The 24,702-nt window shown below is 61.8% G+C and carries 20 protein-coding genes; 18 read left to right on the top strand and 2 right to left on the bottom strand.

All coding sequences use genetic code 11. The features are described from left to right. The first annotated feature begins 103 nt into the window (after nt 1-103). Both gatB and L107_RS01400 read left to right on the top strand, forming a co-directional pair. Nucleotides 104-1,585 (top strand): Asp-tRNA(Asn)/Glu-tRNA(Gln) amidotransferase subunit GatB, encoded by a 1,482-nt coding sequence (gene gatB, locus L107_RS01405; RefSeq protein WP_159816110.1) that lies wholly within the window; start codon nt 104-106, stop codon nt 1,583-1,585. A gap of 31 nt (nt 1,586-1,616) precedes the next feature. After that, nucleotides 1,617-2,168 carry a Uma2 family endonuclease gene (locus L107_RS01400; RefSeq protein WP_159816109.1) on the top strand — a complete coding sequence of 184 codons (552 nt, stop codon included), beginning with the start codon at nt 1,617-1,619 and terminating at the stop codon, nt 2,166-2,168. Here L107_RS01400 and coaE read toward each other — a convergent pair. Next, the gene (coaE, locus tag L107_RS01395) at nt 2,122-2,772 is read right to left on the bottom strand and encodes a dephospho-CoA kinase (protein WP_159816108.1); all 651 of its coding nucleotides are present in this window, start codon (nt 2,770-2,772) and stop codon (nt 2,122-2,124) included. The genes L107_RS01400 and coaE overlap by 47 nt on opposite strands. A gap of 52 nt (nt 2,773-2,824) precedes the next feature. Between coaE and argJ the strand changes: the two genes are divergently transcribed. The 13 genes from argJ to L107_RS01340 all read left to right on the top strand — a co-directional run bounded on the left by argJ (nt 2,825) and on the right by L107_RS01340 (nt 21,708). Next, nucleotides 2,825-4,054: a bifunctional glutamate N-acetyltransferase/amino-acid acetyltransferase ArgJ gene (argJ, locus tag L107_RS01390; RefSeq protein WP_159816107.1), complete on the top strand. Its 1,230-nt coding sequence runs from the start codon at nt 2,825-2,827 to the stop codon at nt 4,052-4,054. Between the two features lie 133 nt (nt 4,055-4,187). After that, on the top strand, nt 4,188-4,703 hold the full coding sequence (locus L107_RS01385; RefSeq protein WP_159816106.1) for an antitoxin Xre/MbcA/ParS toxin-binding domain-containing protein: 516 nt from the start codon (nt 4,188-4,190) through the stop codon (nt 4,701-4,703). Then, the gene (locus L107_RS01380) at nt 4,600-5,205 is read left to right on the top strand and encodes an RES family NAD+ phosphorylase (protein ID WP_370515311.1); all 606 of its coding nucleotides are present in this window, start codon (nt 4,600-4,602) and stop codon (nt 5,203-5,205) included. Before L107_RS01385 ends, L107_RS01380 begins: the two co-directional genes overlap by 104 nt. A 335-nt stretch (nt 5,206-5,540) precedes the next feature. Beyond that, the gene (locus L107_RS01375; protein WP_201295771.1) at nt 5,541-8,435 is read left to right on the top strand and encodes a DEAD/DEAH box helicase; all 2,895 of its coding nucleotides are present in this window, start codon (nt 5,541-5,543) and stop codon (nt 8,433-8,435) included. Beyond that, complete coding sequence (locus L107_RS16855; protein ID WP_304523530.1) at nt 8,338-9,069, top strand: DUF3883 domain-containing protein; 732 nt, start codon at nt 8,338-8,340, stop codon at nt 9,067-9,069. The genes L107_RS01375 and L107_RS16855 overlap by 98 nt, the downstream gene beginning before the upstream one ends. A 49-nt stretch (nt 9,070-9,118) precedes the next feature. Further along, nucleotides 9,119-9,349: a hypothetical protein gene (locus tag L107_RS01370; RefSeq protein ID WP_159816104.1), complete on the top strand. Its 231-nt coding sequence runs from the start codon at nt 9,119-9,121 to the stop codon at nt 9,347-9,349. Further along, nucleotides 9,346-9,750, top strand: a complete 405-nt coding sequence (locus tag L107_RS01365) for a PIN domain nuclease (RefSeq protein WP_159816103.1) — start codon at nt 9,346-9,348, stop codon at nt 9,748-9,750. The genes L107_RS01370 and L107_RS01365 overlap by 4 nt, the downstream gene beginning before the upstream one ends. A 4-nt stretch (nt 9,751-9,754) precedes the next feature. Further along, entirely contained in the window at nt 9,755-10,249 is a 495-nt protein-coding gene (locus tag L107_RS16295) for a DUF1156 domain-containing protein (protein WP_201295769.1), read from the top strand. Further along, nucleotides 10,225-12,261 carry a DUF1156 domain-containing protein gene (locus L107_RS01360; protein ID WP_201295768.1) on the top strand — a complete coding sequence of 679 codons (2,037 nt, stop codon included), beginning with the start codon at nt 10,225-10,227 and terminating at the stop codon, nt 12,259-12,261. Before L107_RS16295 ends, L107_RS01360 begins: the two co-directional genes overlap by 25 nt. A 45-nt stretch (nt 12,262-12,306) precedes the next feature. After that, entirely contained in the window at nt 12,307-13,443 is a 1,137-nt protein-coding gene (locus L107_RS01355; protein ID WP_159816102.1) for an IS5 family transposase, read from the top strand. Nucleotides 13,444-13,627: 184 nt separating this feature from the next. Next, nucleotides 13,628-14,023 carry a hypothetical protein gene (locus L107_RS01350; RefSeq protein WP_159816101.1) on the top strand — a complete coding sequence of 132 codons (396 nt, stop codon included), beginning with the start codon at nt 13,628-13,630 and terminating at the stop codon, nt 14,021-14,023. Nucleotides 14,024-14,033: 10 nt separating this feature from the next. Further along, a complete protein-coding gene (locus tag L107_RS01345; protein WP_159816100.1) occupies nt 14,034-17,348 on the top strand; it encodes a DUF499 domain-containing protein in 3,315 nt (1,104 codons plus the stop codon). Nucleotides 17,349-17,364: 16 nt separating this feature from the next. After that, nucleotides 17,365-21,708 carry a sacsin N-terminal ATP-binding-like domain-containing protein gene (locus L107_RS01340; protein WP_159816099.1) on the top strand — a complete coding sequence of 1,448 codons (4,344 nt, stop codon included), beginning with the start codon at nt 17,365-17,367 and terminating at the stop codon, nt 21,706-21,708. Between the two features lie 235 nt (nt 21,709-21,943). Here the strand turns inward: L107_RS01340 and L107_RS16970 are convergent, their stop codons facing one another. Beyond that, entirely contained in the window at nt 21,944-22,141 is a 198-nt protein-coding gene (locus L107_RS16970; protein WP_159816302.1) for a zincin-like metallopeptidase domain-containing protein, read from the bottom strand. Nucleotides 22,142-22,885: 744 nt separating this feature from the next. On the opposite strand from L107_RS16970, the gene L107_RS01330 reads away from it, so the two are divergent. The 3 genes from L107_RS01330 to L107_RS01320 all read left to right on the top strand — a co-directional run. Beyond that, nucleotides 22,886-23,671, top strand: a complete 786-nt coding sequence (locus tag L107_RS01330; protein ID WP_236550436.1) for a DDE-type integrase/transposase/recombinase — start codon at nt 22,886-22,888, stop codon at nt 23,669-23,671. 100 nt (nt 23,672-23,771) lie between these two features. After that, nucleotides 23,772-24,368: a hypothetical protein gene (locus tag L107_RS01325; RefSeq protein ID WP_159816098.1), complete on the top strand. Its 597-nt coding sequence runs from the start codon at nt 23,772-23,774 to the stop codon at nt 24,366-24,368. A gap of 21 nt (nt 24,369-24,389) precedes the next feature. Then, a partial coding sequence (locus L107_RS01320) for a transposase (RefSeq protein ID WP_201295767.1) occupies nt 24,390-24,702 on the top strand: 313 nt, incomplete at its 3' end.

The raw sequence follows: 24,702 nt of genomic DNA, 5'->3' as shown, positions 1-24,702 counted from the left end.
TCGGATCGCCCCCATTCAAGCGGCCGCCAGCCGCTGCCTAGGATCGCCCCCAGTGCCTCCGGCCGAGCGCGGGGGGCCGACAGCGCCGGCAGGACTCGCGACCATGGCTGAAGCAAAGGAACAGGCTGCCTGGGAGGCCGTCATCGGCCTGGAGACCCACGTGCAGCTGGGCACCGCCAGCAAGATCTTCACCGCCGCCTCCACCAGCTTCGGCGACGACCCCAACACCCACATCGACCCGGTGGTGTGCGGCCTGCCGGGCACCCTGCCGGTGCTGAACCAGAAGGTGCTCGAGTACGCGGTCAAGGCGTCCCTGGCCCTCAACCTGCAGGTGGCCGAGCACAGCAAGTTCGACCGCAAGCAGTACTTCTATCCCGACCTGCCCAAGAACTACCAGATCTCCCAGTACGACCAGCCGATCGCCGAGAACGGCTGGATCGAGGTGGAGGTGGCCGAGAAGGGCAAGGAGACCTATCTGAAGAAGGTGGGCATCGAGCGGCTGCACATGGAGGAGGACGCCGGCAAGCTCGTCCACGCCGGCAGCGACCGCCTGGCCGGCTCCACCCACTCCCTGGTGGATTACAACCGGGCCGGCGTCGCCCTGGCCGAGATCGTCTCCAAGCCGGACCTGCGCACGGGCCGGGAGGCGGCCGAGTACGCCTCGGAGATCCGCCGCATCATGCGCTATCTGGGCGTCAGCGACGGCAACATGCAGGAGGGTTCCCTGCGCTGCGACGTCAACATCTCGGTGCGCCGCGGGCCCGATGCCCCCTTCGGCGTGAAGGTGGAGATCAAGAACATGAACTCCTTCTCGGCGATCCAGAAGGCCATCGATTACGAGATCGCCCGCCAGATCAAGGCCTACGAGGCCGGTGAGCCGGTGGTGCAGGAGACGCGCCTCTGGGATGAGGCCAAGCAGCTCACCAAAAGCATGCGCAGCAAGGAGGGGGCCAGCGACTACCGCTACTTTCCCGATCCCGATCTGGGTCCGATCGAGGTGAGCCCGGAGCAGCGGGAGAGCTGGCGCGCCGAGCTGCCGGAACTGCCGGCGGCCAAGCGCCACCGCTATGCCGAGCAGCTGGGGCTCTCGATCTACGACGCCCGGGTGCTCACCGACGAGCGCCCGATGGCCGAGTACTTCGAGGCGGCCGTCGCCGCCGGCGGCGACCCCAAGGCCGTGGCCAACTGGGTGACGGGCGACATCGCCGCCCACGTGAACGCCAACCGGCTGTCGATCGCCGAGCTGCCGCTCAAGCCTGCCCAGCTGGCCGAGATGGTGCAGCTGATCGAGGGCGGCACCATCAGCGGCAAGATCGCCAAGGACCTGCTGCCCGAACTGCTCGAGAAGGGCGGCTCGGTGGCGGCGATCGTGGAGGCCCGCGGCCTGGGCATGATCAGCGACCCGGCGGCGATCACCGCCATCGTGGATGAGCTGCTGGCCGCCCACCCCGAGGAGGTGGCGGCCTTCCGTGGCGGCAAGACCAAGCTGCAGGGCTTCTTCGTCGGCCAGCTGATGAAGCGCACCGGCGGCCGCGCCGACCCCAAGCTGGCCAACCGCATCCTGGCCGAGCAGCTCAAGGGGTGAGGGATCCGTCAGCGCTGACTAGCGTTGAGGCATGACCTCGGCCCCCGCAGCTGTCAGACGCCACGCGCGCTTCACGGTGGAGCAGTTCCACCGGCTCTGCGACGCGGTGCCCGAGCAGCGGCTGGAGCTGATCGATGGGGAGGTGCTGCAGGTGATCGCCAAGGGCACACGCCACACGGCGGTGGTTCATCGGCTGATCGCCGCCATCCAGGCCTGCCTGGCGGCTCCACCCCCGGTGCCCCTGCAGCTGCGGGTGGAAGCGCCCCTCGACCTGGGCCCGGCCGATGAGCCCGAGCCGGATCTGGCCCTGGTGGCTCTTCGCGCCGATGACTACTGGAACGCCCATCCCACCGCCGCCGACACCGCCCTGGTGATCGAGGTGGCGGACAGCAGCCTGGCCTTTGACCTGGAGGCCAAGGCGCGCCTCTATGCCGCGGCCGGCATTCCCCTTTATTGGGTGATCGATGTGCAGGAGCCCCGGTTGCACGTGGTGCGTGAGCTGAGCTCGGGCCTTGAGGCCGGCTTCCGGGCGGAGCTCAGACGGGCGGTGGAGACGGTGCTGCGGGAGCTGCCCCGTCCCTGAGCGCCCCCTCCACCTGCGACGCCAGGGCCTCCGGCCCGCCGCGGTTGTCGAGCACCCGCGTGGCCAGGGCCCGCTTGCGCGCCAGGGGCCACTGGGCCGCCAGCCGGGCGCGGGCGTCGGCCTCGCCGAGCCGATCACGCCCCATCAGACGCTGGAGCTGCTGCGCCTCGTCGCAGTCCACCAGCCAGATCTCGCTGCACAGCCCCTCCAGCCCCGCCTCGAACAGGAGCGGGATCATCAGCACCACCGCCGGTGCCTCGCCCAGCCGCTCCAGTTCGGCGGCGAAGCGCTGCCGCACCAGGGGATGCACCAGCTGCTCCAGCCAGCGCAGCTCACCGGCGTCGGCGAAGACGATCCGTCCGAGCGCCGCCCGGTCCAGGCCCGGTTGCGGCTCGCTCGCCTCCGCCCCCGCCAGCGCCACCCGCTCCCCGTAGCGCTCCAGCACCGCCCGGGCCCCGGCGCTGCCCGGCGCCAGCGCCTCGCGGGCATAGACATCCGCGTCCAGCACCGGCAGCCCGCGGGCCGCCAGCACGCGCCCCACCGTGCTCTTGCCGCTGGCGATGCCGCCGGTGAGGCCGATGCGGCGCTGGGGGGGAGGGGCCATCGGGCCAGTCTGGGCCGTGCCGTTTCAGGATGGCGCCAGTGGCCGCTCCGCCTTGACCCACCCCTGGACCCCGATCCCCGGCGGCGTCACCGCCCCGCAGGGCTTCCTGGCCGCCGCCGTCACCGCCGGCCTGAAGGCCTCCGGCAAGCCGGATCTCTCCCTGCTGCTCGCCCCGGAAGGGGCCGTCTGCGCCGGCACCTTCACCACCTCGCTGGTGCGGGCCGCCTGCGTCGACCTCTGCGCCGAGCGCCTGGCGGCCACGGGCGGCCACGCCCGGGCGGTGCTCACCAACTCGGGCCAGGCCAACGCCTGCACCGGCGAGCGCGGCCTGGCCGACAGCCTGCGGGCCACCGCCGAGCTGGCCGCACGGCTGGGCCTGGCGCCCGAAGCGGTGCTGATCTGCTCCACCGGCGTGATCGGCGTGCCGATCCCCATGGAGACGCTCGTGGCGGGTCTCGATCCCCTGGTGGCGGCCGTGGGCCCCGAGGGCGGCGCCGCCGCCGCCCAGGCGATCCTCACCACGGATCTTGTGGCCAAGGAGATCGCCCTGGAGGCCGAGCTCGGCGGCCGCCGGGTGCGGATCGGCGGCATGGCCAAGGGCTCGGGGATGATCCACCCCGACATGGCCACGATGCTGGGCTACCTCACGTGTGATGCCGGCGTGCCGGCCGATGTCTGGCAGGACATGGTGCGCCGGGCGGTGGATCGCTCCTTCAACGCGATCACGGTGGACGGCGACACCAGCACCAACGACACGACCCTGGCCTTTGCCGCCGGTGAGCCCCTGGGCCCCGAGCACTTCGAGGCACTGGAGGCCGGCCTGACGGCGGTGTCGCAGCACCTGGCCCGGGCGATCGCCCGCGACGGCGAGGGCGCCACCTGCCTGATCGAGGTGCGGGTGGAGGGCGCCACCGACGAGGCCGGCGCCCGCTCCATCGCCCGCACCGTGGCCGGTTCGTCGCTGGTGAAGTGCGCCGTCCACGGCCGCGACCCCAACTGGGGCCGCATCGTCGCCGCCGCTGGCCGGGCCGGGGTGGTCTTTGACCCGCAGGCCGTGGCCCTGTGGCTGGGGGAGCACCAGCTGATGGCGGCGGGTCAGCCCCTGCCCTTCGACCGCCCGGCTGCCTCCGCCTACCTGAAGGCCCGCGCCGCCGGCGCCTACCTGGCCGACGACACGGTGGCGATCCGGCTGCGGGTGGGGGAGGGGCCTGGGAGCGGCACCGCCTGGGGCTGCGACCTCTCGGATCAGTACGTGCGCATCAACGCGGATTACACGACGTAGGGCTAACGCGCGTGGCTAGGATGGAAAAGTCCCGGTTCAGTCATGGAGATTTCCAGTGCCGGTGCCCGTCGAATTCCGCGTAGCCGCCCAGCGTCCAGCAGCTGATCGTGCCTGGAAGAGGGAGTCCTCAGCGTTGCTGATCGATGCCTGCGCGCTCCAGCTCTTCGAAGACAGCGAACTCCAGCAACGCGTGCGCCAGCTGAAAAAGGTGGAACTGGCCAGCGTCTGCCTATTGACCCAGGAGACCCTCCGTCTGCGACAACCCATGGCCGTCGATTTCGCTGATTCCCTCCGGGTGCATCAACGTCTGGTCGCCGGGCTGGCAGGCGAAGCATTGCTGGTGTCGTCGTCGCTGGTGTTCGACACCCTTTCCGAGGCCGAAGGATTCTTCGACATGAGCTTCAAGACCATCAAGTCGCGAATGGGAGGGGTGCTGGACACGGCAGCCAGCGAGAGGGCGATGCGTGCGGTCCGTGCCACCTTGACAGCCGCCGAAAGTCTCGGAGGCCTCGAGGCCGCGCGTGCCTATCTGCACACACCCAACTATGCCCTTGGTGGGCATACGCCCGTGGAGCTGCTCAAGACCAGCGAGGGCGAGAGGCTCGTGCTCAACGAATTGCACACTCAGGCGGAGTGCGGCCCGCTCTGAGCGAAGAATGTTCGTCTACCGCGCCAGCCGAAGACCACGTGTGAGCTTCGATCCCCTGGATGTGAGTGCCTCCGTGGCCCGTGATGGCTGGCGTTTCAATGACAAAGCCACACCGATTCTCTATGCTGCCGAGGTGCAGGCCCTGGCCATTCTCGAAGTGGTCAGCCGTCCTGGCTGGTCAGGTATTCAGGAGCTCACCATTGCGGTTCTGGAGATTCCGGATGGCTCAGTGGTGGACCTGGAGGATCTGAACCTGCTGCTGCCCACCAACTGGAACGTGCGCCCCGTCGGGCCCAACGCCCAGAGCCTTGCCGGCGAGTTTCTGGCGGAAGTGGACAGAGCCGCCCTGGCTGGACGTCAGATCTGCGGCCTGCGGGTGCCATCGGTGATCAGCACCACCGACTGCACGGTGCTGCTGGATCCCAGGCAGCGTGAGGCGTATGCCACTGCTGATTGGGTCCGGGTCCCATTCCACTGGTTGGTGGAAACCGCGACGAGCTGAGCCGATGGATGAGCAGACGGCAGGGTGCGCGAGCGTCTTCAGGTCACGGGAGGACATCGGCCCCTTCCGCTTTTTCGCAGGAGAATGGGGCCGATTCGTGACCGGAGGTGGGAGGCTGCCAGAACCCCTGAGCCAGGACGGATGTCCACCAACCTGCCGGAGTCGATCCGCCTGCACCGGCCAGCAGCCAGGACAGGCACCACCTGTAGTCCCGCCTACCTCCGGGATCGATCCTGGGAGCGAATGGTTCCCAGTTGCGTGCAGGCGCAGCAGACTGCCTTCATGCTTTTCTGCAACACCTCCATGCCGACGCAGCCAGGGCAGGAGCTGCCCCGATGACCGTCCGCCTTGAGGAGCTGAAACCCGATGCCCTGGTCAAGGGCCTGGTGGGCAGGGAAGCCGTGCGGCTGATCAGCGTCCAGCGCATGGGCGACATGGCCTGCCAGGTGTTCTACCGGGGCCAGGACGGGAGCACCGGCGACACGATCGTCTTTCGCAGCCAGGAAGCCGACCTGGAGCTGGTCTCCGGTGGCCGGAAGTGGAGCTTCGAGGGGGACGGCGAGATCTTCCGGCTGGTGTCAGAGGCTGAGCGCATCCGGCTGGCCTACCTGTTCGATCCCTACGTGGCTGTGAGCAGCAGCACCATCGACCCGCTGCCCCACCAGATCAGCGCGGTCTACGAGCACATGCTGCCCAGGCAGCCGATGCGCTTCCTGCTCGCTGACGACCCCGGCGCCGGCAAGACGATCATGGCCGGGCTCTTAATCAAGGAGCTGCTGATCCGGGGCGAGCTGGAGCGCTGCCTGATCGTGGCTCCGGGTTCGCTCACTGAGCAGTGGCAGGACGAGCTCAAGGAGAAGTTCGAGCTCCAGTTCGAGCTGCTCACTCGCGACCTCATCAATGCCACCGGCCTGGGCAACCCTTTTGAGCAACGGCCGCTCTTGATCGCCCGCATGGATCAGCTTTCCCGCGACGATGAGCTGCAGACCCGTCTGGAGCAGGCCCCGGAGTGGGACCTGGTGGTGTTCGACGAATCCCACCGCATGAGCGCCCACTACTTCGGCAGTGAGGTGAAGCGCACCAAGCGCTACGACATGGGCAAGCGGGTGGGCAACCACGCCCGCAACCTGCTGCTGATGACGGCGACGCCGCACAACGGCAAGGACGAGGACTTCCAGCTGTTCATGGCCCTGCTCGATGAAGACCGCTTCGCGGGGCAGCAGAAGGACGCGGTGCACCGCAGCGACCCCACCGACCTGATGCGCCGGCTGGTCAAGGAAGACCTCTACACGTTCGCCGGCACCAAGCTGTTCCCCGAGCGGCGCAGCTACACCGCCGAGTACGAGCTCTCGGAGCCCGAGAAGGTGCTCTACGAGAAGGTGACCGAGTACGTGCGCGAGGAAATGAACCGCGCCGACCGCAACGCCCAGGCTGAGGGGAGCGGCAAAAAGCGGGTGAACGTGGGCTTCGCGCTGATGACCCTGCAGCGACGGCTGGCCAGCAGCCCGTTCGCCATCCACCGTTCGCTGGAACGTCGGCGGCAGCGGCTGGAGAGCCGGCTCAAGGAGGAACGGCTGCTGCTTGAGGGCCGTGAGGCGGGCAGCAAGCTGCTCCTCGAGGCCAAGTACGCACCAGGTGCCATCAGCGACGACGACATCACCGAGCTCTACGAAGAAGACACCGCCGACGAAGTAGAAGCCGCAGAGGAGGCCTTCACCGACAACGCCACCACCGCCCAGACCCTTGCCGAGCTGGAGCTGGAGATCGAGACCCTCAAGGGCCTGGAGAAGCTGAGCAAGAGGGTGGTGGATCAGCGCTGCGACGCCAAATGGAGTGAACTCGATCGGATCCTGGATCAAGAGCAGATGCGAGAGCCCAATGGGGCCCGCCGCAAGCTGGTCCTGTTCACCGAGTTCAAAGACACCCTCACCGATCTGGCGATCAAGATCCGCGATCGGCTGGGGAGGCCCGAGGCCGTGGTTGAGATCCATGGCGGGGTGCCCCGCGACCGGCGCCGCCAGATCGTGCATGCCTTCATGAACGATCCGGAGGTGGTTGTGCTCCTGGCCAACGACGCTGCCGGGGAGGGGGTGAACCTGCAGCGGGCCCACCTGATGGTGAATTACGACCTGCCGTGGAACCCCAACCGGCTGGAGCAGCGCTTCGGGCGCATCCACCGGATCGGCCAAAAGGAGGTGTGCCATCTGTGGAACCTGCTGGCCAAGGACACCCGTGAGGGCGACGTGTACATCCAGTTACTCCACAAGCTGGAGATCGCTCGGGAAGCCCTGGGCGACAAGGTGTTCGACGTTTTGGGGCAGTTGTTCTCCGGGCGCTCGCTGCGGGATCTGCTGATGGATGCCGTTCGCTATAACCAGCAGCCCGAGCGGCAGCTCCAGATGGAGGAGGCTATCGAGGGCGCCGTGAATCAGGAGCACCTGCAGCAGTTGCTTAGCGAGCGGGCCCTGGTGCAGCAGGGGATGGACGTGCACAAGGTGGAGCTGTTGCGCCAGCAGATGGAGCGGGCGATGGCCCGCCGCATCCACCCCCACTACGTCCACGACTTCTTCATCGAGGCGTTCCGGCGGCTCGGCGGCAAGGTGTTCGAGCGGGAGAAGGGCCGCTACGAGATCACCTACGTGCCACCGTTGCTGCTCGATCGCAACCAGCAGATCGGCTTCGGGGTGCCGGTGCAGCCGCGCTACGAGCGCATCTGCTTCGAGAAGGAGCATGTGACGGCAAGCCCCCGGGCGGAGCTGGTGAGTCCGGGCCATCCGCTGCTGGAGGCCTGCCTTTCCCTGGTGCTGGAGCGCGATGGGGCCGTGCTCGGCCAGGGGGCGGTGCTGGTGGATGAACGGGATCTGGGCACGGAGCCCCGGATGCTGTTCTGCCATGGAACATGGGCTGCAGGACGGCCGCCGCAACCGCCACGGGCAGCAGCAGCTGATCTCCAACCGATTGCAATTCCTAGAGATCAACCGCCAGGGGGAGGTGGCGATCGCCGGCTCCGCGCCCTATCTCGACTACCGGCCCTTGAAAGAAGGGGAACGGCAACAGATCGAAGGGATGCTGAACGAAAGCTGGCTGGCCCAGGACTGGGACCAGCTTGTGATCACCCACGCCCTAACAAGCTTGGTTCCCGAGCACCTGGAGGAGATGAAGGGAGAACGGCTGGAGCGGATCGCCAAGGCGGGGCAGGAGATCCAGGCGCGGATGCAGCGGGAGATTAACCACTGGTACCGCCGCTACGAGGAGCTGAAGCTCCAGGAGGCGGCCGGCAAGCAGGTGCGGCTGCCGGCCCAGGTAGCGAAGGAGAGGTACGAGCTGCTGGTGGCCCGGCTGGAGAAGCGCAAGGCCCAACTGGCCTTGGAGGCGCAGATCAGCGCCAAGGTGCCCATCCTCAAGGGCGGCACCCTGGTGATCCCCGTCGGCTTGCTGCTGGCGGCAGGTGGCGAAGGGGAAGCAGCTGGAGCCGATGCGGCCGCCCGCAAGCGGGTGGAGCTGCTGGCGATGAACGCCGTGTTCGAGGCGGAGAAGGCCCTGGGACGCATGCCCCGGGACGTGAGCAGCCAGCGAGGGCTGGGCTACGACATTGAATCGATGGACAACCAGGGCGATCTGTTCTTCATCGAGGTGAAGGGCCGGGCGGATGGGGCCGACTCGGTGACGCTCACGATCAACGAGGTGAACACAGGCCGCAACTCGCCCCACCGTTTCCGCTTGGCCCTGGTGACCGTGACGGGTGACCAAGCTGCCGCCCCGGTGTACGTGAGTGGCATCGACTGGGGCGTGCCTGGCTTTGGCGATACCCAGATCACTAAGAACATCAGTCAGCTTCTGGCCGCCGGGAAGGAGCCCCATTGACGAGCGGTGCCATGCTGACCCCAGAGTCCGACTTCCGGAGACCAGGACCATGAAAGTGACCGTTGAGCTTTCTGACAAGGAGATGGCCGAAATCCTGGATCTCACGGGCGAGCGCAAGAAGGGTCCCGCCATCCGCCGCCTGATGGAGGAGGCCCTGCAGCAGCGCCGCCGCGCCCAGATCGCCCAGCGCTTCCTCAGCGGCGAGTGGGGCGTGGAGCTGGAGACCTACGAGGCCGACCAGGAGCGCGAGCGCCAGCGGGACCATGAGGTGGCCTCATGACCCTGCTGCTCGACACCAGCCTCTGGATCGACTTCACCCGGGCCCGAAGCCCGGCCCCGCTGAAGCAGTTCATCGCGCCCTTCGTGCTGGATCCCGAGGCCCACTTGGCCGAGCCAGTGCGCTTCGAGCTGCTGCGTTCAGCTCGGCCTGACGAGACCCGTCAATTGGAGGCCCAGTTCGCCACGCTGCCCACGCTCCCCACCCCGGCGGATCTGTGGCAACGGGCAATCGACCTGGGCCAGGCCTGCCGCCAGGTCGGCCGCACCGTGCTCAGCATGGATCTGCTGGTGGCCGCCGTGGCCCTGCACCACAACGCGGTGCTGGTGAGCTTCGACGCCGACTTCGAGGCCATCGCCTCGGTGAGTGAGCTGCGCCTGCAGCGCCTCGAACGTCCTGCCTGACTCCATGAGCCCCAACCCCATCCACCGCCGCAAGAAGCTGATCGAGGTGGCCATCCCACTGGAGGCGATCAATGCGGCCTCGGCGCGGGAGAAGAGCATCCGCCACGGCCACCCCAGCACCCTGCACCTGTGGTGGGCGCGGCGGCCGCTGGCGGCGGCGCGGGCGGTGATCTTCTGCCAGATGGTGGACGACCCCTCGGCGGTGCCGGAGGAGTTCCCGACCGATGAAGCCCAGGAGAACGAGCGGCTAAGGCTGTTCGCGCTGATCAGCGAACTGGTGATGTGGGAGAGCACCACTAACGAGCAGGTGCTTAATCGAGTGCGTGCCGAGATACGCCGTAGCTGGCGGCGCGCCTGCGCCGACAACGCCGATCACCCGGAGGCGGCGGAGCTGTTCAACCCCGAGAAGCTGCCCGGCTTCCATGATCCCTTCGCCGGGGGGGGGCCTTACCGCTGGAGGCGCAGCGGCTGGGGTTGGAGGCCTACGCCAGCGACCTGAACCCGGTGGCGGTGCTGATCAACAAGGCGATGATCGAGATTCCGCCCAAGTTCGCCGGCATGCAGCCGGTGAATCCCGAAAGCCGGCGGAAACAAGACATCAGCGCCTGGAAGGGCGCCCAGGGGCTAGCGGAAGACGTGCGCCACTACGGCCAATGGATGCGCGAGGAGGTCGAGAAGCGCATCGGCCACCTCTACCCGAAGGTGGAGGTGACGGCCGAGATGGCGAAGGACCGGCCAGATCTGAACCCCTACGTAGGAAAGAAGCTTACCGTGATCGCTTGGATCTGGGCCCGCACGGTGAAGAGCCCGAACCCGGCCTTCTCGGAGATAAAGGTACCTCTGGCCTCCACGTTCATGCTCGCCACGAAGGCTGGCAAGGAGGCCTACGTGGAGCCTGTGGTAGGAAATGGCGGCTATAAATTCACGGTGAAGGTGGGAAGGCCGAAGGACCTAGAGGCGGCCAAGGCAGGGACCAAACTCGCCCGAGGTGGCAACTTCGCTTGCCTGATGTCTGGATCTCCCATGAATCCGGAGTACATCAAGGCTGAAGGCATTGCCGGGCGTATGGGTGCCCGCATGATGGCGATCGTTGCAGAAGGCGTTCGCGGTCGTGTCTACCTGGAACCGTCGCCAGAGCAGGAAGCTGCTGCGATACATGCTCATCCTAGCTGGCGACCGGAAGGGTCATTCGTTGAGGACGCGCGAGCCTTCACTCCCTGCATTTATGGCATCAAGAAATGGAGTGACCTGTTCACCGATCGTCAGCTCGTATTGCTTAACACCTTGTCAGACTTGGCCAAGGAAACCAGAGAGCGGGTGAAAACCGATGCTCTTGAGAAGGGACGAGGAGATGAGGACGTGCCGCCATGCACGGGAGGAACCTGGTCGCAGGCTTATGGGGACGCAGTGGCAACTGACATAGCATTCTCGATTAGCAGATCGGCAGATCGCGGCTCCACAATTTGCTCTTGGGATAGCAGCCCAAAGATGGAGGCCCTACGCAATACCTTTGGCCGCCAAGCAATACCAATGACGTGGGATTTTGCCGAAGGAAATCCCCTTTCAGAATCAAGCGGGAACTGGATGAACAATATCGAATGGGGAGCCAAGGCTATTCAGATTCTTCCGGCAAGCCCCCAGGGCTATGCTGATCAGACTGATGCATCCTCTCAAGAGACTTCAACAGGCAAGGTTGTCTCCACAGATCCGCCTTACTATGACAACATAGGATATGCCGATCTTTCTGACTTCTTCTACGTCTGGCTCAGACGCTCACTCAGGGCCGTTTTTCCAGAGCTGCTTGCCACTGTTGCAGCTCCGAAGGCAGAAGAACTAGTTGCCACGTCATATCGGCACGGCGGCAAGGAGAACGCCGAGGCCTTCTTCCTTAATGGCATGACGTTGGCAATGCAGCAAATCTCCATCCAATCGCATCCTGCATTCCCTGTCACCATCTACTACGCATTCAAGCAATCCGAAACAAGGTCTGCGACGGGCACAGCCAGTACGGGCTGGGAAACCTTTCTGGCAGCGGTGATTAAAGCTGGCTTTGCTCTTCGGGGCACTTGGCCAATGCGAACGGAGCTGGCCAACCGCATGAGGGGTATGGAATCCAACGCCCTCGCCACCAGCGTCGTGCTCGTCTGCGACCGACGCCTGGAGACGGCCCTCACCCTCTCCAGGAATGACTTCCGCCGCCAACTGCGCCAGGAGATGCCCCTGGCACTGAAAGAACTGGAACGCGCCAACATCGCCCCCGTAGATCTAGCCCAGGCAGCCATCGGTCCAGGCATGGGGATCTTCAGCAGTGCCAAGGCTGTGCTCAACCCAGACGACACCCCAATGAGTGTGCGAGAAGCCCTGACCGAAATCAATACTGCTCTCGATGAGTATCTTTCCCAGGATGAGGGCGAGCTGGATTCCGACAGCCGGTTTGCCCTGACGTTCTTCGAGAGCTTCGGCTACAAGGAGCGCGACTTCGACGACGCGGAGGGTCTAGGAGGCTGCTGAAATATCCAGCCAGCCGCGGGAGAATGTCCCAACGGCATTGAGCGGATGCGCGGCCAGCAGGAGAGGACCGGCCCCCTGTTCTCCTACGTCTCCACCGAGGAGCGGATCCCCAAGGCCCATCCGCTCCGGCAGGTGCGGCGGCTGGCAGATCAGGCCCTCGACCGGCTCAATCCCACCTTCTGCCGGCTCTACCCGGAGGGCGGTCGGCCCTCGATCCCACCCGAGCAGTTGCTGCTGGCCTTGTTGCTGCAGGCGATCTACGGGATCCGCTCGGAGCGGATGCTCATCGAGCAGCTGGATTACAACCTGCTGTTCCGTTGGTTTGTAGGGCTCGATCCCGACGACCCCGTCTGGCACCCGACCACGTTCACCAAGAACCGTGATCGCCTGCTCAACGAGGAGCTCATGGCCCGATTCCTGGAACTGCTGCTGGCTGCGCCGGAGGTCAAACCGCTGCTGAGCTCGGAGCACTTCTCGGTGGATGGCACCCTGCTGCGGGCCTGGGCCTCCCACAGCTCGCTCGAGCGGATCGACGGAATCGACGACGATCCTTTCCCCCCCAGTAGCGGCAAAGGCTTTGGCGCTGTTCCTGCCAAGGGGAAGAAGCGAGCCAAAGGCGATTTCAGAGGTCTGCTGCTCTCCAACCAGACCCACCGTTCCAGCAGCGACAGCGAGGCGCGCCTGTTCCGCAAGTCGAACAGCACCGGGGCCTACCTCAGTTTTCTGGGCCACTGCCTCATGGAGAACCGCCACGGCCTGGTGGTCGCCAGTGAGGTGACCCCGGCGGACGGCTATGGCGAGCGGTCAGCGGCGGTGCGGATGGCGCGTTCGCTCCCGGGTTCTCACCGGAAGACGCTGGCCGCCGACAAGGGCTACGACACCAAGGACTTTGTGGCCGACATCCGCTTTGCCGGCATCACGCCGCATGTGGCGCAGAACATCCAGGCTCGCCGCCGCTCCGCCATCGACGGCCGCACCACCCGCCATGGGGGCTACGGCAAGTCGATCAACGCCAGGAAGCGGATCGAGCAGGTGTTTGGCTGGATCAAACAGGCCGCCGGACTGCGGCAACTCAAGGCCAGGGGACGATCCCGGGTGGGAGCGGTATTCCGGTTGCACGTGGTGGCCTACAACCTGATCCGCCTGGCCAATCTGCTCAGCCCTCGGGAGGTGATGGCATGAAACGGACCAAGCCAGCCGATCTGAACAGATTCGGCCTTTGGGCAGAGGTGGTGACGCCAGCAGGATCCACTCGCATTGTCGAACCGGCCTGCCGATTGACTCCGCGGAGGGCCCAGGCCGATTTGGCAGAGCTCGGATTGGCGGGTATTTCAGCAGGCTCCTAGCAAAGGCCCGCAACCTCTCCGTGGCTGGTGTTGCCCAGGCCGGTATTCTTCGCTCCGTGGCCGGCAAGGTTCGTCTGTTACCTCGCGCGGAACTACTCGATGACTGGGACCCTACTACCGACAAACGACTCTGCGTCTGGGAAGCCACCCAGCAACTGATTAAGCGCTTGGAAGCAGGGGGCGAAGACACTGCGGCCCAGTTACTCCTCCAGCTCAAGTCCATCTCCGGCCACGGTGATCTGGCCGCCAACTGCCGTGCCCTGGCCTACCGCCTCTACAACCACTGCGAAAAAACCAATCAGGCAGAAGAAGCCCGTGCCTACAACGGTCTGGTGATCGCCTGGTCCGAGCTGGAGAAGCGGGCCGCTGCCGCCTCCAGCGGTTCCACAGCTCCCCTTCAGACCTCCCTGATCTGATCCCCGCCCCATGGCCCTCTCCAACCGCGATCGCATCAGCAAGGCCCTCGATCAGCTCCGGGACGCTCTGCTGCCCTACATCAGCCGCGAGCTCTACCAGGGGATCGGCAGCAACTGGCAGGAACGTCTGGCGCCCAACGCCAACCTTCAGGACGTGTCGGTGCTGCTCAAGTTGTTCATGGACCACTGGCAGGGCGTGTTCAGGCGACTGCTCAGCCCGCCGGATCGCTCCTACGTGAGCGAACTGCTCGATGCCCGCAACCGCTGGGCCCACCAAGAACCCTTCTCCTCCGACGACACCGACCGCGCCCTCGACACCGCCGCCCGCCTCTGCCGCAATATCGCCGCGCCCGAGGCCGCCGAGGCCATCCGTCTTCTGCGCGAGGAGCTGCAGCAGCAGGTGTTCAGCGAACGGGCACGCAACCGCACGCGCTACCAGGTGTCGATCGAGAACAAAGTGCAGGCCGGTCTGCTGCCCTGGCGCGATGTGATCACACCTCACCCCGATGTGATCACCGGCAAGTACCAGCAGGCCGAGTTCGCCGCCGACCTTGACCAGGTGCGCCGTGGCATCGGCAGCAAGGAGTACACCGATCCCAGTGAGTTCTACCGCCGCACTTTCATCACCTCCGGCATGCGCGCCCTGCTGCGCATCGCCCTTGAACGGCTCAACGGCCAGGGCGGTGAACCGGTGATCGAGCTGCAGACCAACTTCGGTGGCGGCAAGACCCACTCGATGCTGGCCCTCTATCACCTCTGCTCCGGCCAGAGCCTGGCCAGCCTGCCGGGCCTCGAAGAAGTGTGCAGCGAGGTGGGCATCGCCTCCGTGCCCAGGGCCTCCCGCGCCGTGCTGGTGGGCACCGCTTTCAGCCCATCGAAAGCCACCACCTATCCCGATGGCACGGTTGTGAACACCCTCTGGGGGGAACTCGCCTACCAGCTCGGTGGACCCCAGGGCTATGCCCTGATCGCCAGCAGCGACCAGCAGCGGGTGGCCCCCGGCGCCCAGGACCTGGCTGCCCTGTTCCAGGCCCATGCCCCCTGCCTGATCCTGGTGGATGAGTGGGTGGCCTACGCCCGCAACCTGGTCAGCAACGCCACCCTACCGGCCGGCACCTTCGATTCCCAGGTGTCCTTCGCGCAGGCGCTCACCGAGGCCGTCAAGCAGGTTCCCAATGCCCTGCTGCTGATCTCCGTGCCTCAGAGCGTCAACGAGATCGGCGGCAGCGATGGCGAGAAGGCCGTCTCGGCCCTCAAGAACGTAGTCACCCGCATCGCTTATCAGTGGCGGCCCGCCACCGGCAACGAGGGCTTCGAGATCGTGCGTCGGAGGCTTTTCGAGCCAATCACCACCCGGGAGGCCGGCGCGGCCCGCGATGCGGTGGTGCGGAGCTTCACCGATCTCTACTCCCAGAACCCTTCGGAGTTCCCGGCTGAAACACGAGAAGCCGGATACCGCGATCTTTTGATCAGCGCCTATCCGATCCACCCGGAGCTGTTCAAGCGCCTCTACGACGACTGGAGCACCCTCGATCGCTTTCAGCGGACTCGGGGCGTGTTGCGCCTGCTGGCCCTCACGATCGAGGGCCTCTGGAACGGCAACAGCAAGGACCTGCTGATCATGCCCAGCTCGATGCCGATCGATGACAACGACGTCAAGAACGAGCTGGTGCGTTTCCTCGACAACCAGTGGGAGCCGATCATTTCCCAGGACGTGGATGGCCCCCAGTCCACCCCCACCCGGCTGGATGCGGAGAACCCCAACTTCGGCCGCGTCAGTGCCTGCAAGCGGGTGGCCCGCTCCCTCTACATCGGCACAGCTCCGGATGCCGATGCCCTGCGCAAGGGGATCGGCGATCAGCGGGTGAAGCTGGCCTGCGTGATGCCCGGGGAGCCGATCGGCGTGTTCGGCGATGCCCTGCGCCGCCTTGGCGATCGAGGCCGCTTCATCCAGCAGGACGGCGACCGCTACTGGATCGACACCCGCCCCAACCTCAACCGCACCGCCGAGGAGCACCGCGAGAGCTACCTCCGTCAGCGCGAGGAGCTGCTGGCCGAACTCAACACCCGTCTGACCCAGGAGGCCAACAAACGCGGCGACTTCGCCGGCCTCCACGCCGCACCCATGGAGAACAGTGCCGTTCCCGATGAGGCCGCCACTCGGCTGGTGTTGCTGGCCGCTCAGTTCACCCATCGCCGGGGGGTGGAGTTCAGCGCTGCACGGCAGTGGGCCTCGGCCTGCCTCCAGAGCCGGGGCAACAGCCCCCGCCAGTTCGCCAACACCCTGATCTTCCTGGCCCCCGATGAAGCCAGCATCGAGAACCTGTTTCAAGCCTTGGCCGATCGCCGCGCCTGGCAGCACATCGTCGACAACGAACTGGAGCTCAACCTCACGGTGGCCCAGAAGAACCTGGCCATCGGCAGGATCGCCGAGGCCACCCAGGCCGTGGCCAGCCGCATCCCCGAAACCTGGTGCCACCTGCTGATCCCCTACCAGAGCCAGCCCGGCCCCGGTGGGGCGCTCTGGGAGGAGAAGAAACTCACCAGCGGTAAGGGCAGCCTGGCCGAGCGGGCCAGCGAACGCTGCGTTCAGGAAGACGTGCTCTTCCTGCAACTCGGTGCCCGCCGCATCCGCGACGACCTCAATCGCTTCCTTTGGACCGATAAGCCCCATGTGGCGGTCCGCGACCTCGTCGACTGGAGCCGGAAGTACCTCTACCTGCCCCGCGTGGCCAACGACCAGGTGATCCTCAACGCCTTGGTGAACCTCCAGGCCGCCCTCACCGGTGAAGCTACGTTCCACCTGGCTGATGGCTTCGATGAGGCGACGGGCCGCTACAGCGGCTTGAGGCCTCAGCAAGTCTCCGGCACCAGTCCGGCGTCATTGACGAGCCTGGTGGTGAAGGACGAAGTGGCCTCCGTCCAGATCGAGGCGGATCGGTTGGCTGAGGAGGAGCGGAAGCGGCAATCGGAGAAGCCCGATGGGGCTGGGCCCGGTGGAACAGGCCCTGGAATCGTCAAGCCGGGCGCTCCGGTCGGGCCAGGGCCTGTTCATCCGCCCTCACCGGCGCCGCCGTTGCCCGTCGCACCCACGTTGCCCACCACCTACACCGCATCGGTAAAGCTGAACTCCGTCACAGCCGGGCCGCAGGTTGGCAAGTTTCTCGATGAGGTGATGTCACACTTGCAGGCGTTGCCTGGAGTGGAGATCGAGATGTCCCTGGAGGTCCAGGTGCGGGCTCCTGGGGGTATCGATGAGAAAACCAGCCGTGTCGTTCTGGAGAACTCGGTAACCCTAAAGGTGGAGAAGCCGAGCCTTTACTAGGGCACTTTTTACAATCATGAGCATCAACCCACCTGATTACTTTGAGACGATCAGACAGGCGGCAGAACGTCGATGGATTCAACTTGAAGGTGATGAAGATTTGGCTGGGCCATGGCACCAGCTATTCAAACAGGTTCAAAGTCCTCGGCATGTGCTCTCTGAGCTACTGCAGAATGCCGATGACGCAGGCGCAGCTAAAGCAAGTGCAAGAGTTAACAAGGGCGTCTTCGAGTTCACTCACAATGGCGAAGACTTCAATGCCGAGCATTTTGCATCACTCTGCAGATTTGGCTACTCCAACAAACGATCTCTGCATACTATCGGATTTCGAGGCATTGGATTCAAAAGCACGTTCAGCCTTGGCCCAGTCGTAACTATTCAGACGCCTTCACTTAGCGTCCACTTCAACAAAGCCAGATTTACCCTGCCCTGCTGGGCAGACTTAAACAGCAATCTCGGATACGGAACACATATCTCTGTCCAGATTCAAGATACTCATCGAGAGGCCGAGCTCGGGAAAAATCTCTCGGAATGGAGGCAAAGCCCAGTCTCGCTATTGTTCTTCAGAACTTTAAGGGAGCTGACCTTAAACGACGAGCGGCTTGCTTGGTTGCCATTGGAAGACGGTCCCGTTCCAGAGAGTCAATGGTACAGCTTAAACGGATCAGACAAATACAGATACCTACTTGCTCGATCAGAGCCAGAAGATTTTCCCGAAGATTGCATCGCTGAGATCAAACAAGAAAGAATTCTTGGCGCAGATGTAGATTTTACTTTGCCTCCATCCAGGGTTGAACTGGTATTGGGCGCCAGTTCTGGAATCTATGTCGTACTACCCACCTCGGTAAGGCCAAGTCTGCCGTTTGCATGCAATGGCCCATTTATGCAGGATCCTGCACGAGTCAAGATAAAAGATCCCGAGACCTCCCCCACGAATCGATGGCTGCTATCAAGAGTGGGCCAGCTTGCAGCGTCTGTAATGCGTGGCTGGCTCACTAATCAGGACCTTGATCTCGCTCATCGTGCCGAAGCCTATCAACTCCTTCTTTCCAGGGCATCCGTACAGCAAGGTATAGAGGGTTCATGCGTCAACGATGTTGAAGAATCATTCTTCTCTTCATTGGCAGGCCTTCCTATAGTTCTTGCGCGGACAGGAACCATCGAGAAGAAAGGGCAATGTATTTCCATTGACAAACAGATTCGCGATATCTGGCCCCATGATGTCTTTAGCCGCGACATCGATCCCAACCAAAGAAAGCTGCTATCCGAACACATATCCAGCGAAACAGTTGACACTTTATACAGACTGGGTGAGATTGACAGAATCAATAGGCCCCAATTCTGTTCAATTCTGCGTAGCACTAATCCGCCGCGTCCAAGCCCGGAAAAACTCTTGGCGCTTTGGGCGTATATCTCAGGGGAGTTTGCAAGTATTCACTCCACCGCCAATCTTGAAGACATTTCCATAGTGCCCATCGCTGGGAAGGGGACACTCTCTTCCCCACGTCTCAGCATAAGGCTTGGGTCGACAAAAGCAACACTTAGCGACGAAGATAATCGCCTGATATCAAATCATATTCATGTTCTTGACAAAGAATGGACCGATTATCTGGAATCCGAAGACGGAGACTACTCAATCTATCTAGGCCGCTTTGGCTCAACTAGTGCAAAAAGTGCTGCATCAGGACTGTTGCAGAAAATGGGATTAGCAGACGGCTCAGACACGAGTAAAATTATAGAGAAAGTGATGTCAAGTGTTCATGGCGGTGCGCCATTGAAATCTGATGTAGTTATACGCTTGGCTCATATCTGTGCTCGACTCGACTGTAAAATACCAAAGAACTTCTCCTACATTACCCAAGACGGAAATCTGAAGAATTCAGCAAATGGGGTTTGTCATGACGCGAATGGCCTGCTAAAGTCATTGCTGCCAGAACATCGTTACAGCACCTTAGTTCTTTCATCCCAATACGGAAACACTAATCACTCCTGTTCTCCAGAAGAGTGGGCTGAATGGTTATCATCATATAAGTCAGGATTGAAACGCCTCCCTCCTCTAGAAAAGAAGGAATTTACCACTCGCCACGGACAGGCTCTACTCACTTATATTCATGACACGTATGGAATGGAGTTTGACCCTAACCTCTTTCCCCATCGATGGGAACGCTTGTATCCATATCAGCGCTACAGGCTTATCGACTATGACTTTCATGATGACATTATCGATTTTTGGAACGAACTGCAGAGCTATGACGCTGCTCTTCGAGCGTTGGCATTGGAGTTTTTGGAGTCATCAATTATTGATTGGTTTTCTGAGCCATTTATTCGAATCTTCCAGACAAATACAGGTGGCTCGAAAGAGATCCTCGTCGCAGGTCACAGCATTTCAGCATCTTGGTTGAGACGATTTCAGGAATGTAATTGTATTCCTGATACACGGGATACGCTGTGCAAACCAACTGAACTACTCCGCAGAAGCGAGGAAACAGAACCTTTAATCGGCATTGAACGGTTCATCAAGAAGAGACTAGATCAATCATCCAATGAGAAAATCCTTGAGCTTCTTGGTGTGTCCGCAGCATTGCCAGGACCTCACCTGTTACTGTCTCTTCTAAGAACTTTTTCTACTTTAGATAGAACTCCCCATAGCGAGGTCGAAAAGGTATTTGAGCAACTGGACAAGCTTTATCAAGTTAGCTCAAGCCACGATCAGACAGTTATAGTGAATGAGTTTCAGGAAAGCAAGCTCATTCTCACAGAGCAGGGTGAGTGGAGTCTTCCTTCTGAGGTCTTTGTATCGAGTGATGGTCTAGAAGCTGCTGGGATTAAGACTGTTATCGCTTCATTGCAGTCACTCACATTATGGAGACACATAGGCATCAAAGAACGTCCCAGCTCGGAGAACGCAGTCGAGTTTATCGAATCACTGGAAATGGGTGTTGAGCTTGATAACTCAACGTTGCTTCTCGCTAAAATCTTCCTTAAAAGGTTCGCAGAGAAGGTGATCAGCGACTGCGGGGCTTGGCTTACATTGAACGGGCAACTGCAGCCACTTAAAGATTTCACTTATGGATTACGATCAGAACGGATAGGAGAAAACATTCTTTTCGATTCTGTTCGAAACTCGACTGCAGACCTCAGATTTTTTGAAAATCTTGGCGTAGATGTCGTTCTATCTCTTGCTGGTCTTATCGACCTGGAATCAGCGATATGCTATCAGCTCGACTCTGTCAGCTCATCGAGGCAGCTTCTTCATCCTACCCCAAGGTGGCTTGAAGTTTTTGGCACTTGCCTCAGCCGGCTGTGCGGACAGATAGAGAACAAACAAGCTGATTACTCTGAACTAGGCAAGCGCTTGGCAACAACAACTATATCTTTCATGGACGAACTAAGGCTTATTCCAATGGTTGATGGCAAGCCAGTGGGCCGCCCGCTTCAGAAGCCTGGCACAATTGTTGATACCACTATTTTCGTCAATAGACTTCCCGCATCGAGACTTGCCAATCTCATACCCGTACTTATCGGCGAGCATCTTTCTAGCCCCACGCTACAAGCTGCAGCGTCGTACTGCTATGAAAGATCTGAGCACCTAATCGTTGATTACTTTCAATCAAACTTCGAGATGCTTCCTCCTGCTAATGCAGAAGTAGAGATAGGCAATCAAGGATCAGCAGATGATATGGCGGCTGGAATCAATTCACTCAAGGATTCGGAATTGACCGAACAACCCCATTCTAAAGACTCCGCTCTTTCAAGTGTCTTATGGATTAAGGACGCCGATCTGTCTATCAAAGGAGGTAGAGATATCCTGGCAGGTGAAGCTCAGACTGAGTTGACATCTGATGATTTTTCTCTGGACGCCTCTGGCATCATTCCAGATGCCAAAAATGCTCAGCAAAGTCATGGCAGTGACCCTAATGCAGACCAGACAGAGCCTCGAAGCGATACCCTGAAATCCGCTGCAGTTGATGATTCTACAAGCTCATCTCAATATTCAGTAGTCAAGGCTTTCGCAAAGACCATGGACATGGAGGAGTTGCAAGAGGGCCTGTTCCAAAGCAAAACTGGGGTGAAGCTCGTTAGGCAAAGGTCAGAAGTATTCCCCTGGGCCTTGATCTCACTCCATGGGGATGAGATTAAACGGTTTCTGGTCAGGACATTGCCGATTGCAGCCTCTCCACTAGAGTTGGATTCAATTGCATTCGGAATGCTTGATAAACTTCCAGGAACCCATTCCCTTCTTCTTCCTGAGGTGGATGGATCCGTTGGAGAATTGTCAGGAGGCAAAGTTCAATCAATGATCAATTCCGGTCGCATAAAAGTCTTTCCGGCAAGCTATAGATTGGTCATGGCTCTGTGATTTGTTAATTCGTATGCTCCCAGCCATGGGTTAGGGGTAAGGAGGCCTTCGTTCGCTTTCCTCAAATTCCTGCCTTTGGTGTTTCTCCTAACTATGTGCCTTTAGACAGAGCAGATCCCACACATGCTAGCTCCTTGCCGAGCGGCTGAAAAAGCACCCTTGGCGATTTCTTGAGCTGCTCGACCCTCTGCGCCAAATAGGCGGCATGGCCCTCGATCTCGATGCCAATCTCCGGCTAACCGCTATGCAGCACCGTCCCCTGCTCGGCGACCATCTGTTCGCGGACACAGCACGGCTTTCCGAAGACACCGCCCAACTCTCTCTTGAGCAGCGATTGAAGGCCTTTGGACTGGATCTGTTCATGCGCCCACGTGCCGTAGAGCACTGCAGCCGTCTGGAAGCTGGCGCGAATGTGCAGCTGGATCCGATCGATGTCAGGTTGTTAGCAGGCGTGATCCCCGCCAAAGCTGACCGGCACCGTCCAGTAGCTGGTTCAGGTGCACAGGATGATTGCACCGCCAGCGCCTGGCTCCTCGCGGCTGAACAGCTGGGGGGAAGCTCAAGTGGCTGTGGTGCTCAAGCCCCAGCACATCCAATCAGTGGTGGAAACAATTGCTCCCTTCAGGCTGCGGCCTGCGGCAGCTCTGCATACAGCAGGAGCAGCGCCCTGGGGAATCGATGCAACTTCCCGTCGCCATTGCCAGGAAGGCCGCGTGATCGCCGTTGACCTCAGCGGTGATCTCCCCCTGATCACACGGCGTGGAGACCAGTGCCCTGGCGTGAACACCCCCACCTGGAGCAGCGGCTCACTATTGCGGGCGCTCAGGGTCTCGATCGCATCGATTCCCATCGCCCGCATCCAAGTCCCCAACCTTTTGGTGGGTCCGTCGTGTAGTGGGTTACGCAGGTCGGTCTGAGCGGTGGCGTCAGCCACATGCTGAAGCTGCAAGCCCCGGCTGGTTTGAAGCAGCACTGAGAACAGGCTCTGCCGCCGACGGATAGGCTCCTTAGGTGTGTAGTGCCACCAGGTTGTTCCGGCTGACTAGTGGGTGTGAGGTCGACAGGTTTGTGGTGCGACCCAACAGCCCAAGACCTCACAACACATGCATACCCACCCCATGCACGCCTGACACCCATCGGTCGGGAACGGCTAATCCGCCAGCTTCTCGATGAAGGCATGAGCCTCGCTCAGCTGGCCGCTAAACACGGCATCAGTGAGCAAACCGCCCGAAAGTGGCTGGCGCGCTTTCGTTCAAGCGGGCCAGCGGCACTGGCGGATCGACGCAGCGTGCGCCGCAGCCAGCGGCGGACGCTAGATCCGCAGCAACTGCAGCAGGCCGTGGACCTCAGGCACCAGCGCTGCACCCTCCGGAGGATCGCCAGGCTGCTGCTGGTGCTGATCAGCACCCTTGGCCGGGCGATGCGGCGCCTGGGGCTGAGCCGGCTGCGCAACCTTGACCCCAAACCGCCGGTGCAGCGGTACCAGCGGGAACGCCATGGCGACATGATCCATGTCGACATCAAGCTGCTGGCCCGGTTCGACCGTCGTGGTCACAGGATCATCGGTGATCCAAGCAAAGGAAGCTCCCCCGGCGCTGGCTACGAGAAGGTTCATTTGGCCGTGGATGACGCCACCCGTCTGTCCTACGACGAGGTGTTGGCCGACGAGAAGGGGCCGACAACGGTGAGCTTCCTGAGCCGTGCGGTTGCCTGGTTCACCTCCCATGGCATCGAACGCCGACGGGTGCTCAGCGACAACGGCTCGGCCTACAAGTCCCATGGCTGGCGAAAAGCCATCCAGGCGCTGGGATTGAATGTGAAAAAGACCAGGCCTTACTCCCCACCGACCAACGGCAAGACTGAGCGGTTCATCAAGACGTTGTTGGAGGAATGGGCCTACGTGATGCCCTATGGCAACTCTGTGGCTCGCGAAGAGCTGCTGCCGGCCTACTTGCTGATCTAGAACGGGAGCATGTGCCACATGGGCCTGGGCGGTCACACCCCCCGGCAGTGGCTCGCTCAGCTGCAGGTAGGAACAACCTGGTGGAAAAGCACACCTAGCCATGTTTGAAGCCATCTGCTCACGAGCGCCAGGACAAATAAGAATCACTGCCGACGAGGCTTATTCAAAGGTATACAGGCTTGAGGACTGGGGCTCAGTTCAGGTTAGAGATGGCTGGATATGCCCGGAGTGTAGGCAGCCTGTTTTCCTCAAGAGACTACATGAGCGCATGAGCAAGAATCACAGCTTTGTTGTTCAGGCACACTTCTGCCATCACACAGCTGCTGCGGCCTTGCAGTGCGATCTCTTTAAATCAGGAGGATCTAGAAACTATTCTCGACAAGCTGCAGACCATAGGGCCCGAATGCAAAGCCTGACTCGCTTCCTTGGTAATGTGAGGAGGGAGCCGAACCACCTCGAAGAGCTGCTGTTCGCAGAGGAGGAGATAATTCTAGAAGTTGCGTCTACACTTGGCGCTAGCGGGAGAGATGGCGTATACCCAATGCAAGCCCACATTATGTATCGCATGGAGGCATCTCTTCCTTCTAGCGCTCAGCTGCTCAAGGCATACTCCTCCATTGACAGCTTTCAAGCTGGAATTCTTGCGCTAGGGAGACTCTGGGAAACTAGGCCGATCTACGCGAGAATGCCCGTGTGAACGCAGGCCAGGACTGAACGGATGGGCGGTAAGCAGCTCGGCTTCTCTGATTACGAGCAGACGACCGCCAAGAAGCAGACCAAGCGCGAGAAGTTTCTGGCTGAGATGGAGGCGGTTGTTCCCTGGGATGCGCTGATCGCCCTGATCGAGCCCATCTACCCAAAGACCAGCAAGAAGGGAGGGCGTCCTCCCTACCCGCTGGCGACCATGCTGCGGATCCACCTGCTGCAGCAGTGGTACTCCCTCAGTGATCCAGCCATGGAAGAGGCCCTGATTGAGGTGCCCACCATGCGCCGTTTTGCGGGCATCGATCTGATCAGCGACAGGATCCCTG

The sequence above is a fragment of the Cyanobium sp. Copco_Reservoir_LC18 genome (assembly GCF_009834675.1).
Classification (GTDB): domain Bacteria; phylum Cyanobacteriota; class Cyanobacteriia; order PCC-6307; family Cyanobiaceae; genus Cyanobium; species Cyanobium minutissimum.
This window is presented reverse-complemented; position numbering and strand designations above follow the sequence as displayed.

What these genes read in the sequence shown, in the direction of transcription:
- gatB (WP_159816110.1), top strand. Translation starts at nt 104, where the DNA reads ATGGCTGAAGCAAAGGAACAGGCTGCCTGGGAGGCCGTCATCGGCCTG.
- L107_RS01400 (WP_159816109.1), top strand. Translation starts at nt 1,617, where the DNA reads ATGACCTCGGCCCCCGCAGCTGTCAGACGCCACGCGCGCTTCACGGTG.
- coaE (WP_159816108.1), bottom strand. Translation starts at nt 2,772, where the DNA reads ATGGCCCCTCCCCCCCAGCGCCGCATCGGCCTCACCGGCGGCATCGCC.
- L107_RS01380 (WP_370515311.1), top strand. Translation starts at nt 4,600, where the DNA reads ATGCCCTTGGTGGGCATACGCCCGTGGAGCTGCTCAAGACCAGCGAGG.
- L107_RS01375 (WP_201295771.1), top strand. Translation starts at nt 5,541, where the DNA reads ATGACCGTCCGCCTTGAGGAGCTGAAACCCGATGCCCTGGTCAAGGGC.
- L107_RS01370 (WP_159816104.1), top strand. Translation starts at nt 9,119, where the DNA reads ATGAAAGTGACCGTTGAGCTTTCTGACAAGGAGATGGCCGAAATCCTG.
- L107_RS01365 (WP_159816103.1), top strand. Translation starts at nt 9,346, where the DNA reads ATGACCCTGCTGCTCGACACCAGCCTCTGGATCGACTTCACCCGGGCC.
- L107_RS16295 (WP_201295769.1), top strand. Translation starts at nt 9,755, where the DNA reads ATGAGCCCCAACCCCATCCACCGCCGCAAGAAGCTGATCGAGGTGGCC.
- L107_RS01355 (WP_159816102.1), top strand. Translation starts at nt 12,307, where the DNA reads ATGCGCGGCCAGCAGGAGAGGACCGGCCCCCTGTTCTCCTACGTCTCC.
- L107_RS01345 (WP_159816100.1), top strand. Translation starts at nt 14,034, where the DNA reads ATGGCCCTCTCCAACCGCGATCGCATCAGCAAGGCCCTCGATCAGCTC.
- L107_RS01340 (WP_159816099.1), top strand. Translation starts at nt 17,365, where the DNA reads ATGAGCATCAACCCACCTGATTACTTTGAGACGATCAGACAGGCGGCA.
- L107_RS01330 (WP_236550436.1), top strand. Translation starts at nt 22,886, where the DNA reads ATGAGCCTCGCTCAGCTGGCCGCTAAACACGGCATCAGTGAGCAAACC.
- L107_RS01325 (WP_159816098.1), top strand. Translation starts at nt 23,772, where the DNA reads ATGTTTGAAGCCATCTGCTCACGAGCGCCAGGACAAATAAGAATCACT.